Source organism: Silvania sp., from assembly GCF_051656365.1.
GTDB classification, from domain to species: domain Bacteria; phylum Pseudomonadota; class Gammaproteobacteria; order Enterobacterales; family Enterobacteriaceae; genus Enterobacter; species Enterobacter hatchlandensis.
In genome coordinates this window covers 1-13307 of record NZ_JBOGBT010000088.1, presented here as the reverse complement: position 1 = coordinate 13307, position 13307 = coordinate 1, and the positions used below count along the sequence as shown (strand labels likewise).

Annotated in this window: 11 protein-coding genes; 1 reads left to right on the top strand and 10 read right to left on the bottom strand. The window is 52.0% G+C overall.

Going from position 1 to position 13307, the window contains the following annotated elements; genetic code table 11:
* Positions 1–187 precede the first annotated feature (187 nt).
* From nadD to leuS, 4 genes are read right to left on the bottom strand one after another with little or no spacing between them, the layout of a single operon-like run.
* A complete protein-coding gene (gene nadD, locus ACRDD5_RS16530; RefSeq protein WP_438677377.1) occupies positions 188–841 on the bottom strand; it encodes a nicotinate-nucleotide adenylyltransferase in 654 nt (217 codons plus the stop codon).
* A gap of 1 nt (position 842) precedes the next feature.
* Positions 843–1874, bottom strand: a complete 1032-nt coding sequence (gene holA / locus ACRDD5_RS16525; RefSeq protein WP_438677376.1) for a DNA polymerase III subunit delta — start codon at positions 1872–1874, stop codon at positions 843–845.
* Positions 1874–2443 (bottom strand): LPS assembly lipoprotein LptE, encoded by a 570-nt coding sequence (gene lptE / locus ACRDD5_RS16520; protein WP_438677375.1) that lies wholly within the window; start codon positions 2441–2443, stop codon positions 1874–1876. Before lptE ends, holA begins: the two co-directional genes overlap by 1 nt.
* A 14-nt stretch (positions 2444–2457) precedes the next feature.
* Entirely contained in the window at positions 2458–5040 is a 2583-nt protein-coding gene (gene leuS, locus ACRDD5_RS16515; protein WP_438677374.1) for a leucine--tRNA ligase, read from the bottom strand.
* 214 nt (positions 5041–5254) lie between these two features.
* Here leuS and ACRDD5_RS16510 point away from each other — a divergent pair, with 214 nt between their 5' ends.
* A complete protein-coding gene (locus ACRDD5_RS16510) occupies positions 5255–5737 on the top strand; it encodes a zinc ribbon-containing protein (protein WP_271283582.1) in 483 nt (160 codons plus the stop codon).
* Between the two features lie 51 nt (positions 5738–5788).
* Here the strand turns inward: ACRDD5_RS16510 and ACRDD5_RS16505 are convergent, their stop codons facing one another.
* The 6 genes from ACRDD5_RS16505 to ACRDD5_RS16480 all read right to left on the bottom strand — a co-directional run bounded on the left by ACRDD5_RS16505 (position 5789) and on the right by ACRDD5_RS16480 (position 12980).
* Positions 5789–7588 (bottom strand): two-partner secretion domain-containing protein, encoded by a 1800-nt coding sequence (locus tag ACRDD5_RS16505; RefSeq protein WP_438677373.1) that lies wholly within the window; start codon positions 7586–7588, stop codon positions 5789–5791.
* 61 nt (positions 7589–7649) lie between these two features.
* Positions 7650–9323 carry a ShlB/FhaC/HecB family hemolysin secretion/activation protein gene (locus ACRDD5_RS16500; RefSeq protein ID WP_438677372.1) on the bottom strand — a complete coding sequence of 558 codons (1674 nt, stop codon included), beginning with the start codon at positions 9321–9323 and terminating at the stop codon, positions 7650–7652.
* Between the two features lie 453 nt (positions 9324–9776).
* A complete protein-coding gene (locus ACRDD5_RS16495; protein WP_271283555.1) occupies positions 9777–10502 on the bottom strand; it encodes an amino acid ABC transporter ATP-binding protein in 726 nt (241 codons plus the stop codon).
* On the bottom strand, positions 10502–11176 hold the full coding sequence (gene gltK / locus ACRDD5_RS16490; RefSeq protein ID WP_438677371.1) for a glutamate/aspartate ABC transporter permease GltK: 675 nt from the start codon (positions 11174–11176) through the stop codon (positions 10502–10504). Before gltK ends, ACRDD5_RS16495 begins: the two co-directional genes overlap by 1 nt.
* Positions 11176–11916, bottom strand: a complete 741-nt coding sequence (gltJ, locus tag ACRDD5_RS16485; RefSeq protein ID WP_271283557.1) for a glutamate/aspartate ABC transporter permease GltJ — start codon at positions 11914–11916, stop codon at positions 11176–11178. The genes gltK and gltJ overlap by 1 nt, the downstream gene beginning before the upstream one ends.
* A 155-nt stretch (positions 11917–12071) precedes the next feature.
* Positions 12072–12980: an amino acid ABC transporter substrate-binding protein gene (locus ACRDD5_RS16480; RefSeq protein WP_271283558.1), complete on the bottom strand. Its 909-nt coding sequence runs from the start codon at positions 12978–12980 to the stop codon at positions 12072–12074.
* Between the last annotated feature and the right edge of the window lie 327 nt (positions 12981–13307).

The window sequence follows — 13307 nt, the reverse complement described above, 5'->3', positions numbered from 1 at the left end:
ATGTCACCGGACAGGCTGGTGAAGGCGGGTATCATCCCACCCTCTGCCGGAGATTGCATCGCCATTTTTGTAAAACAGTTTTTGTAAAACAATGCATGGCGGGCAGTCTGGCTGCGGAGGATATCAGCCTGGATGGGGGTGTCAATGGCGAGAGCGCGAATGGCGCGCTTTTTCTCTCAGCCGCCGCTCAGTTGTCGCTTTTCTGATACAACCCCTGCTGCTGGATGTAACGCAGCACCGCAGTCGGTAACATCTCATCACAGGGTAGCCCTTGCTGCAGGCGCTGGCGAATTAGCGTCGCCGAGATATCAAACCATGGCGTTTCTGCCAGGTAGATTTTACCGGCGGGGAGACTGTGCAGATCTTCCGACTGGTACGTCAGGTGCTGCTCCAGCCACTGCTGATGTTGCTCCTCTTTCATCGTCAGCGGATAGCCGGGACGGCGACAGACGATCAGATGGCTGTTCTCGAGGATGGTGTGATACTGATGCCAGCTCGGGAAGGTGAGCAGGGAATCCTGGCCGATAATAAACGCCAGCGGCGTCTCTGGCCCCTGTTCGACGCGCCATTCCTGTAACGTTTGCGCCGTGTATGACGGGCTGTCGCGGCGCAGTTCGCGCTCGTCGAGGCGAAACAGCGGTTTATCCGCTATTGCCAGTTCCAGCATGTGCTTGCGTTGAGTGCTGCTGGCGTCCGGCTGCGGACGGTGCGGCGGCACGTTGTTGGGCATGATCGTTACGCACTGCAGGCCAATCTGATTCGCCAGTATTTCGACCGGTTTTAGATGACCATAGTGCACGGGATCAAAGGTGCCGCCAAACAGGGCCTGGAGCCTATGCATCTCAACCCTCTATAAAGATATCGGCCAGTGCCTTGTGGCACAGCAGCAAAGAGAGACTTTCCAGCTCTGACCACACCGATTGACCATAATCCTGCTTCAGGGTCAGCTCGGTACGCGCCAGTAGTTGGACAGCCTGACGCAGCTGTTCCGGGCTGAGGCGGTTCAGGGCCTCGGTGGTCATGCCGCGACGGTTCTGCCAGACGCGGTGCTTATCAAACAGGGCGCGCAGGGGCGTGTGAGCTGACTGGCGTTTCAGCGTCACCAGTAGCAGCAGCTCACGCTGCAAGGTTCTGAGCAGGATAACCGGCTCGCTACCCTCAAGGCGCAGCTGTTGCAGAATATGCAGGGCGCGTTTGCTCTTCGCGGACAGCAGGGCATCGACCCAGTGGAACGGGGTGAAATGCGCGGCGTCGCTGACGGCCTGCTCCACCCGCGGTAAAGTCAGTTTGCCATCAGGCCAGAGTAACGACAGACGCTCGAGGGCCTGGGCAAGGGCCAGCAGATTCCCTTCGTAGCAGTAACACAGCAGCTGATTTGCCGCATCGTCCAGCTGAAGATTGTTCTGCTTTGCCCGTGCAGCAACCCATTTAGGCAGGTGCGCTTGCTCTGGCGTCTGACAGGTCACCAGCACCGAGCGGGTTGCCAGCGCACTGTACCAGGCGGCATTTTCCTGAGCTTTGGTCAGTTTGTTCCCGCGGATAATCAGCAGCAGATCGTCGTGCAGCAGGCTAACCAGCGTCGCCAACTGTTCGTTGATCGCCGCATTCGGGCCGTTTTCCGGGAGCTGAATATGCAGGGTTTGTCGGGCGGCAAACAGGCTCATCGCCTGACAGAGCGAGAAGAGCTCCTGCCAGTCGGTGCTGTTATCAAGAGTAAAGCTGTGGTGCTCGTCAAAGCCCTGAGTCGCGGCAATCTGGCGCACGGCATCCTGACTTTCCTGCAGCAGCAGCGGATCGTTTCCAAGTAGCAGATACGCCGCGCGCAGCCCTTCATTGAGCTGCGCGCGGAGTTGTTCAGGGTACAACCTGAGCATTACTGACCCAGCGTCGAGGTGACGCGAGGCGAGGATGCCGCCGCAGGTTTATCCTGCCCGGCATGCTCTTTTTCAGCGGTATGGACACTCGGCAACTTACGGATCAGCTGCTCCGCTGCCTTATCGTACATCTCATTGATGATAATTGACTGCTCAGCGTCTTTCGCCAGTGCGGTCTGCGGGTTATCGAAGAACGAACGATAAACCTTGGTGGAGATCGGGTAAATATCGCTTCCCGGGATCAGCACCGCCGCATGCACTTCCATGACCATCTGGTATTCCGCAGTACGACCATCCTGGAAGATGGAAGCGGTATCCTGTCCCAGAGTCGAGTTTAAGATACGCAATGACGGGATATCCTGGCGCAGGGACCCTTTTTCGACCAGTTCGACACCGTTAAGACGCAGTTGATTACGAATAGCCCGGCTGAGTGGACCATTAGGATCGCCCGAATCGAAAATCATCTTCTTCATCTGTTCCGGAACCTGCGTGGTGTTACGCAGATGCCAGCCACAGCCAGCGGTGATTAACACCGCCAGCGCTAACAGTAATGTTGCCAGTTGTCGCACGCTTCCTCCCGCGCTTAGCCAACGACCAGGTTCAGCAGTTTACCGGGCACGTAGATCACTTTACGTACGGTAACGCCATCCAGATGCTTCGCTACCAGATGTTCCTGGCATGCACGTTCGCGGACCTGCTCTTGGGTTGCATCAACCGGAACAGTAATTTTACCGCGTACTTTACCGTTAACCTGAACGACGACCAGGGTGGTGTTTTCTACCATCGCAGCGTCATCTGCTACCGGCCACGGTGCGTTGTCGATATCGCCTTCGCCGTTCAGCTCCTGCCACAGGGTAAAGCTGGCGTGTGGGGTGAACGGGTTCAGCATACGGACAACGGCCAGCAGCGCTTCGCGCATTAAGGCACGATCCTGCTCACCTTCTTGCGGGGCTTTCGCCAGCTTGTTCATCAATTCCATAATAGCCGCAATTGCGGTATTGAAGGTCTGACGACGGCCAATATCATCGGTCACTTTCGCAATCGTTTTATGCACATCACGACGCAGCGCCTGCTGATCTTCGCTCAGGGCCGCAACGTCGAGTGCCGGAACCGCACCCTGAGAGGTATGTTCGTAAACCAGTTTCCAGACACGTTTAAGGAAGCGGTTAGCCCCTTCAACGCCGGATTCCTGCCACTCGAGGGTCATATCTGCCGGAGACGCAAACATCATGAACAGACGCACGGTGTCGGCGCCGTAACGCTCAACCATCACCTGCGGGTCAATGCCGTTGTTTTTCGACTTCGACATTTTGCTCATACCGGTATACACCAGCTCGTGACCTTCCGCGTCTTTCGCTTTTACGATACGGCCTTTCTCGTCGCGCTCAACGATAGCATCCACCGGGGAGACCCAGTTACGCTCGCCATTGACACCGACGTAGTAGAACGCATCGGCCAGTACCATGCCCTGGCACAGCAGCTGTTTAGCCGGTTCGTTGGAATTCACCAGGCCTGCGTCACGCATCAGCTTATGGAAGAAGCGGAAGTAGAGAAGGTGCATGATGGCGTGTTCGATCCCGCCAATGTAGATATCTACCGGCAGCCAGTAGTTCGCCGCTTTAGAATCCAGCATGCCTTCCTGATGCTGCGGGCAGGTGTAGCGCGCGTAATACCAGGAGGACTCCATAAAGGTGTCGAAGGTGTCGGTTTCACGCAGCGCAGGCTGACCGTTGACCGTGGTCTTCGCCCACTCTGGGTCAGCTTTAATTGGGCTGCTGATCCCGTCCATCACCACGTCTTCCGGCAGGATCACCGGCAGCTGATCTTCCGGGGTCGGCAGTACGGTGCCATCTTCCAGAGTCACCATCGGGATTGGCGCGCCCCAGTAACGCTGACGGGAAACGCCCCAGTCGCGCAGACGGTAGTTAACTTTACGTTCACCCACGCCCAGCGCAGCCAGTTTGTCGGCGATAGCGTTAAAGCCCTCTTCAAAGCTCAGACCGCTGAATTCTCCGGAGTTGAACAGCACGCCTTTTTCGGTCAATGCTTGCTCAGACAGATCCGGTTCTGAACCGTCTGCTGTCAGGATAACGGGCTTGATGTTCAGCTGGTATTTGCTGGCAAACTCGTAGTCACGCTGATCGTGACCCGGAACGGCCATCACCGCGCCCGTACCGTATTCCATCAGCACGAAGTTGGCCGCCCAGACTGGGATCGCTTCGCCAGTCAGTGGGTGCGTGGCGTAGAATCCGGTAGCAACACCTTTTTTCTCCATGGTCGCCATGTCGGCTTCGGCCACTTTGGTGTTGCGGCATTCGTCGATAAACGCGGCCAGTTCCGGATTGTTCTCAGCTGCTTTCTGCGCCAGCGGGTGACCTGCGGCCACGGCCAGGTAGGTCGCACCCATAAAGGTGTCCGGACGGGTGGTGTAGACGGTCAGCGTGTGATCATAGTTTTCTACGTTGAAGGTGATTTCCACGCCTTCAGAACGTCCAATCCAGTTGCGCTGCATGGTCTTAACGGTATCAGGCCACTGATCCAGATTGTCGAGGTCGTTCAGCAACTCGTCGGCGTAGGCGGTGATTTTGATAAACCACTGCGGGATCTCTTTGCGCTCAACTTTGGTGTCGCAGCGCCAGCAGCAGCCGTCGATAACCTGTTCGTTTGCCAGCACGGTCTGATCGTTCGGGCACCAGTTAACGGCTGAAGTTTTCTTGTAAACCAACCCTTTTTTGTAGAGTTCGGTGAAGAACTTCTGTTCCCAGCGGTAGTATTCCGGGGTACAGGTCGCCAGCTCACGGCTCCAGTCATAGCCAAAGCCCAGCATTTTGAGCTGGTTTTTCATGTAGGCGATATTGTCGTAGGTCCACGGCGCAGGCGCCGTGTTGTTTTTGACCGCAGCCCCTTCAGCAGGCAGACCGAACGCATCCCAGCCAATCGGCTGCAGGACGTTTTTGCCCAACATGCGCTGGTAGCGGGCGATCACATCACCGATGGTATAGTTACGCACGTGGCCCATGTGTAGTCGGCCAGAAGGATAGGGAAGCATCGACAGGCAGTAATACTTCTCTTTGCTCTCGTCTTCAGTGACTTCAAAAGTGCGCTTCTCGTCCCAGTGTTGCTGGACTTTGGATTCTATCTCTTCCGGGCGGTATTGCTCTTGCATGGCTGCCAGTGGTCCTGTGTTCATTACTGCTACAAACGTAGCCAATGGATGTGGTATTTCAGATCCGCTTAGCATAGCCCAAACGTCCGCGTCAAAACAGCCTTTACCTCAAAAGCCCCTTGCAGGAATTTACGCAGAGTGTGGTGGAGCTGACAGAGCGGTAAGGAAATAAGGTCTATCATTAGAGAGAGTTACTTACCCGGGAGGCAAAATGATGAACAAGGTTGCTCAATTTTACCGCGAACTGGTGGCAACATTGACCGAACGTCTGCGTAACGGCGAGCGTGATATTGATGCGCTGGTCGCACAGGCGCGAGTACGAGTAATGCAGACGGGTGAGTTGACGCGCACCGAGGTGGAAGAGGTAACGCGCGCGGTGCGCCGCGATCTGGAAGAGTTCGCCCGCAGCTATGAAGAGAGCCAGGATGAGGTCACCGATAGCGTGTTTATGCGGGTGATCAAAGAGAGTCTGTGGCAGGAGCTGGCTGACATCACCGATAAAACCCAGCTGGAATGGCGCGAGGTATTTCAGGATCTGAATCATCACGGGGTGTATCACAGCGGTGAGGTGGTCGGATTAGGTAATCTGGTGTGTGAAAATTGTCACTTCCATCTGGCGGTCTATACTCCGGATCTGCTGCCGGTCTGTCCGAAATGCGGTCATGACCAGTTCCAGCGTCGGCCTTTTGAACCCTAACAGAATAAAACAACGATGCGCGGATGTGGCGCATCGTTGTTTGGTCAGGAATTAAAAGGTATTAATTTCAGCTAATTTAAATTTTTGTGTGCCGCCCATATGGCTGGCATAGTCGTGTGTTGAATTCAATACCAGTTTGTTTGCGGAAAGTGTACCGGCACCACAGGTGTTCCAGCCAAACCAGCCGCAGCTGTATCCGCCGTTTTCAACACCATAGGTTGTCAGGGTCAGTGTGCCGTCTGTGTGAATTAAGCCACGGTTGATGATTTTGCCATTGCGTGTTGTATCAATCATCATCTCGGTAGCACCTTGCATTGTGCCTTCATTGTACACATTGCCAGTTGTGTTGATATTAAGACGATCGCTGTACATTATATTGTAATTATCGAATTTATTGGCGGAGATTTGCGCATTATCACCTCGTAAATCCCCACGGTTTTCGAACACGTTGCTGTTAATTGAATAAGATGCAGCCCAAATTTGACCGCTAGCCTGATTAGAAAACTTGCCATTGGTTTGCACTTGTAAATTCCTGGCGGCAAGGAGCTCTCCTGAAACATTAATATTACCATTACCAGGAGTGGTATTATCAGTGTTATTGTAGGAAACAATATTGAGTGATGAATTTGCCTTAACAGAGCCCCCGGCATTGAACTGGCTACCGCCGAAGTTAAGCTTAACATCGTTACCGAGAATGTCACCTTTAAGGTTAATATTATTTAAGCTATTGATGGACAGCAGACCGTCTGATTTCAGAGATGAACCCGACTGTGTAGTAAGACTACCGCCTGTTCCCATCATCAGTGCCGCTGCGCCCTTTATATTGCCATGATTCTCAATATCCCTGGCGGCTTCCATTATTAATCGGCTTGAACTGGTGATGGTTCCCTTGTTAACCAGTTTATCGTAACTGTTAATGAGCATCATGTTAGTGGCGGCAATGGTTCCGTTATTCTCCAGGGTGCTGGCAGAGGATAACTGCGCCCCGACACCATTCACCCCATTGCTTTCTATTGTTCCATCGTTAGTCAACCTTCCGTTGCTGGTCATCAGCAGTTTGTTATTGGCAACAATAGCGCCTTTGTTACGCACACCAAAGCCAAGATTAGTACCGACCATGCTGATTGAGTTGGCACGCACGCCCCCTAACTGAGAGATGTCGATGCTCAGTTTATTATCGCGAAACTCACGTGCGGTCGCCGCCTTGCCAGCGGAAATTATAGTTCCACTCTTATCGTCAAGCGTAAAGTTGCCTGCTGCAATAGACATCTGATTGGTATTAATCATGCCATTAATGTTAATGGCGTCAGCGAGCACAGCAGTAAGGTCATTATTCGCGGTCAAACCGTTACCATCGATAGTAATATTACCGTTGGTGATTTTGTAGTTATCGACCGCGCCGCTCTCATCAAGATTAACCGAGCCTGTCGTCAACACCGCTCTTTTGGTATTGATAAAGCTGCATCCTGAGCAGGTAATACCGTTAGGGTTCGCCACAATAACATCTGCTTTTTGCCCCGCGACTTCAATAAAACCTTGCAGAGTACTGGCCTGATTCGAAACCACTTCGTTAATTATCATTGATGCCGCAGCACCGTCGAGATTATTGTTTCTGGCAATATTTCCGTAGGTACTATGTTTGGTATTGTCGATGCTATTATTTAAAATAACCCCTTTCTGGTCGACGTCAAAGCTGCGATAGATATTATGTGAAACCCCTGCATCATTGGGTTTTTCAATATCAATAACCTTTGGGCCGGTTGCCAGCGTATAGGATCCCGGATCTGCCCATGTGACGGTTGAGGTGAGTGCGGTCGCCAGGGCGATATAAATTAGATTAATTTTAAACATTTATTTATTCCTTTAAATTAAAGTTAATGGTGATGGAGTGAAAACAACGTAGTGCTGAGAGTTAAAACCTCCAGTTTAATGACATACCTAAATTCAAGGCTTCGCTGTGTAAATTACCCGGTTTAGCAATGGGCGTCGCAATAAACAGGTTATAGCTGGTCTGGAATTTTTCGCCTTTAACCCCGAGTACCGCGCCCGACATGATTTTTTCGTCATAATATTCGCTATCACCGATAATTTTCCCAATATCGGTGCCGACATAAAATTGTTGGTCAGGCAGAGGGAGGTCCCAGATAAAATCATTACGCCAGTACCAGCCTTGATTTCCGGAGAGCGTGGTTTCACCGTCAAATCCCCGCACCGTCCAGCGATTGCCAATATTTATTTTATTATCGGACGATAACGTATCGGGGCTAAATTGCGCGGTGAATTGTGGGGCATAGGTAAATTTATTACCCGTAGCGGCAAATTTCATTAATGCCTGGACGTTAGCATGCACAACACGAGATTGCTTCGTATAAAGTTGCGCCTCTTCCTCAGGCGTGGGGGAGGAACTCAACCAGGGCAGGCGGCGCTGAATGCCTAAACTGGCATCCACGACTTTGCCGTTATAATAGCGTTGATGGTTAAGGGTCAGCTCCCAGGCGGGGTTTTGCTTACGCATGACCATCAGTTCGCTTCCTGCTAAATAGTAGCGTGAAAGATTTTTAAATATCTTACCCATGAGCGTGGTCTTCTGCTCACGGGTATGGGAAAGCACCCGGGACAGACTGGTGCTGTAGTAACGGTTTTTTGAGGTGTAATCGGTCGTGATCCAGCTTCCCTTGAAAAGCTGGCGATATTCACTTTGCCCGGCGTAAACGCTCAGTGTCCAGTAACCAAAGGGAATGGAGTAGTAGAGGCTGGCATTGCTGTTACCGTCTTCGGATTGGTTGAATTCCATATCGCCACCCGCCGAGACGTAAAACAGATCGTTAAGCCCTGTGATGTCGTACAGGTATAACGCACCTCCGCCCTGATAGCGACCGCTGCGCCGGCTGCCGGCATCGTCAAGCCATGCACCGATCTGCCATTTTTTGTCCAGATTGCGGGTAAGTGTGATACTGCTTTCAGCAAACTGCTCACCCGGCGCAAGCTGCATTTGTGCCTGGGTACCAGGAAGTCGTTGCAGGTTCGCTATGCCTTGTTCCAGATCGGACAGACGCAAAATGTCACCCCTTTCCAGAGGCATTGTGTTCCATAAGCTGGTGGTGTTGCGTGTTTCAGGGCTAAACGTAATTTCGCCAACCCTACCATACGTCAACGTTAACAGAAGGTCGCCGCTGTCCAATGATTGAGATGGGACATCAATTAGAGATGTAATATATCCCTGGACGATAAGTTCATTTTGCAGTTTGTGAGAAAGCAGGCGAATGCCATTAATCCCCAGGCACTTATTCAGCGCCTGGTGGGTTATTTTTCCCAATAGCTTGCTGGTTAATTTATCATTATCAGATTTAATAGTGACTCGTTCTATAACTCTGCAATTTTTTTCTATCGGAAAAACAATCTCTTCTGCAGATGCAGATTGCCGGGATGAGGAATATACCTGTTCATTTGGCGATAATGTATCTTGCCGTGCTTTGTCCTGTTCTTTTTGATTGACCGAGCTGTTCGCAACGTCGGCACTGGCGGCATGGCACCAGAAAAGCACAATATACAAGCTGACTAGCAGGCTATTTTTAAATTTCTTCATGAAGCAACATCCGTTTTGTTTCATTTATTGAAGTCGTATGGCCACTATCGCCATGAGAATCATTCTCAATATGGCGTTAAGGATAGTGAGCGTTAATTTTCTAGTGAAAAATACATACATCTTGAATTATATAAATATGAAGATGTATTTGCTTTACCTGAGGAATGAGGATGCTAGCCAGAGAAGGCGAATTTCGCTACTTGTTTTTTTCTTAACTCAATATGAATTATTTGATTCAATATCTTTTCATGATGCATCACAGCGGATTGTTAATATTTTGTATGAGATAACACGCAGCTGATCTGCCATCAGGAGTCAAATATCATGGTCGGTAACGAGCGAGTTTATGCGCGAGGGACGTTATCTGTGATGATCGGCTCTCGTATGAGCGGCTCCGTTGCTCTGATTGCTCACGAGAAGCGGTGTGCAATCCTGCGATTGCACACCGGGAGATTAATGCAGAATTTTGGCGAGGAAGTCTTTGGCGCGTTCAGACTGCGGGTTAGCAAAGAACTCTTCTTTTGCCGAATCCTCGACGATTTTACCCTCATCCATAAAGATCACCCGGTTGGCCACTTTGCGTGCAAAGCCCATTTCGTGAGTCACCACCATCATGGTCATGCCTTCCTGCGCCAGTTGTACCATGACATCCAGCACTTCGTTGATCATCTCCGGATCGAGTGCGGACGTAGGCTCATCAAACAGCATCGCCACCGGATCCATACACAGTGCACGGGCAATCGCCACGCGCTGTTGCTGACCGCCAGAGAGCTGCGCCGGGTACTTATCCGCATGCGCAGTCAGGCCTACGCGCTCCAGCAGCTTCAGCGCTTTTTCACGGGCAGCGGTTTTATCGCGTTTAAGCACTTTGACCTGCGCCAGCGTCAGGTTCTCGATTATGGACAGATGCGGGAACAGCTCGAAATGCTGGAACACCATCCCAACGTTGGAACGCAGCTTGGCCAGATTGGTTTTCTTATCGTTCACTTTCGTGCCGTTGACGACAATCTCGCCTTTCTGCACCGGCTCCAGGCCGTTCACGGTTTTGATAAGCGTTGATTTGCCCGAGCCGGAAGGCCCACAGACCACCACAACATCACCCTTTTTTACTTCCGTGGAGCAATCGGTCAGCACCTGAAAGTGCCCATACCATTTAGAAACATTTTTCAGGGAAATCATTAGACTGTCCTTTTCTTCAGCCAGCTGACCAACAGCGACGCGCTTAAGCTAATTGCAAAATAGACCGCACCTGCGAACAGGATCATCTCGACCTGGGTACCATCGCGCTCGCCGATGGTGGAGGCGGTACGGAAGAAGTCTGCCAGACTCAATACATAGACCAGAGAGGTATCCTGGAACAGGACAATACCTTGGGTCAGCAGCAGTGGCACCATGGCGCGGAACGCCTGCGGCAGAATAATAAGCTTCATCGACTGCCAGTGGGTCATCCCTAATGCCAGCGCGGCGCTGGACTGTCCGCGGGAGATACTCTGGATCCCGGCACGAATAATCTCGGAATAATACGCCGCCTCAAACATCGAGAAGGCCACCATCGCCGAGATCAGGCGGATATCGCTTTTCGGCGACAGGCCAAGAACATCCTGCAGCAGACCTGGCACAATCAGGTAGAACCAAAGAAGTACCATCACCAGTGGGATGGAGCGAAACACGTTGACGTAAGCAGTGGCAAACCAGGCGATCGGCTTAAAGGTCGACAGACGCATGACCGCCAGCAGGGTGCCCCAGACAATCCCGATCACAACCGCCGTCAGGGTGATCTTCAGGGTAATGATCAGCCCATCCAGCAGATAGGGCAGGGAGGGAACAATGGAACTCCAGTCAAACTCGTACATTATTTGCCCCCCAGGTTGCCCGGCAGGCGAACTTTACGTTCGACCAGGTTCATCACCAGCATAATTACGGCATTAATCAGAACGTACGCCAGGGTAATGGCGGTAAAGGATTCCCACGCATGGGCGGAATAATCCAGCAGTTTGCCCGCCTGCGCGGCCATATCCACCAGACCGATGGTGGAGGCGATGGCCGAGTTTTTCACCAGGTTCATCATCTCTGAAGTCATCGGCGGGACGATCACGCGGTAGGCGTTTGGCAGCAGCACGTAGCGATAGGCTTGCGGCAAAGTCAGGCCCATCGCCAGCGCGGCATTTTTCTGCCCGCGAGGCAGGGACTGGATAGCCGCACGCACTTGCTCGCAGACGCGTGCGGCGGTGAACAGGCCCAGACACAGCATGGAGGAGACAAAGAACTGAATGTTCGGATCCAGCTCAGATTTAAACCACATGCCGATATCTTCGGGCAGCAGTTCCGGAATAACCAGGTACCAGGTAAAAAACTGCACGATTAACGGAACGTTACGGAATAGTTCGACGTAACAGGTTCCCAAAGAGGAAAGAAAGCGGTTAGGCACGGTACGCAGAATACCGAACAGCGAGCCGACGAGGAAGGCGATTACCCAGGCCGTGATCGACAGCGCGACCGTGACCTGAAAACCGCTCCACAGCCAGCCCAGATAGGTGGTGTTGCCGAACGGGGCTTGCTGCAGGAAAATGCCCCAGTTCCAGTCAATTGACATAATAAACTCCGGAAAAAAAAGGGTAGCAGCGCTACCCTCGAAGATTGGTGAGAAGCAAATTTTCACGCCCAGTGGGGAACGACCACTCAACGTTTAGTCTGTCCGCGCTTCCCGACAATCGAGAGGGCAGGAGAACCCGCCCTTATTGGTTCTAATTAGTTAAGTGCCTTGTCGTTCGGTTCTTTGAACAGGGCTTTCATGTCGTCAGACAGTTCAAAGTTCATGTTCAGATTTTTTGGTGGGATTGGGTTGCTGAACCATTTTCCGAACCATTTTTCTGCTTCGCCGGAGGTCTGCACCTGCGCGATGGTGTCATCGACCAGTTTTTTGAATTCCGGGTCGTCTTTACGCATCATGCAGCCATAGGCTTCTTTCGATTGCGCCGTGCCCACGATTTCCCAGTTGTCCGGTTTTTTGGCTTTCGCACGTTCACCGGCCAGCAGGGCATCATCCATCATAAACGCGACGGCACGACCGCTTTCCAGGGTGCGGAAGGAGTCACCATGGTCTTTCGCGCTGATGATGCGCATATCCATTTTCTTCTCTTCATTCAGCTTGTGCAGCAGAACTTCAGAAGTCGTACCGGAAGTGACAACCACCGCTTTGCCTTTCAGGTCTGCGAAATCTTTAATCTCGCCGCCTTTTTTGGTCAGCAGACGGGTACCGACCACGAAGATAGTGTCGGAGAAGGCAGCCTGTTTCTGACGCTCAAGGTTGTTGGTGGTGGAGCCGCACTCAAAATCGAAGGTGCCGTTTTGCAGCAGGGGAATACGGTTTTGCGAGGTGATTGGGATCAGCTTCACTTCCAGATCCGGTTTGTTCAGCTTTTTCTTCACCGCGTCGACGATGGCATTGGAGTAGGCCTGAGAGTAGCCCACGACTTTTTGCGTGTTGTCATAGTATGAGAACGGGACAGAAGACTCACGGTGGCCGACCACGATGACGCCGTTTTTAGCAATTTTTTCCAGGGTGCTGCCGGCGGCCGGGGCTGCGTCTTCAGCGTGAACCACGCCTGCAGACAGTCCCATCACCAGCATTGCTGTGGCCAGTTTACGTAATTGCATACCCAACTCCTTTTTTATCAGCGTCAGAGACGCATTGATACCCAGTGTGATGTTGTTATTGCTCGCGCTAAACGAGTGCAGTGTTATACGTGTTTGTTAGCATTTAGTTTGGCTTAATGTAAAGATTTTGCTGCGTTATTGTTTATTTTTGCGAAGCGCGCCGCACCATTCGGAGGCAAAAAACGCTGTCTGCACCGAAACGGTGCTACCTCTGAACTGCGCTGGTGCGACTAAGTTGCACGTTAAGCCAAACCACTGAATCTGTGATTTAACTAAGCAATAGGCGTGCCAGAAATGACCCTCACCCCGCCCTCTCCGTAAAAGGGA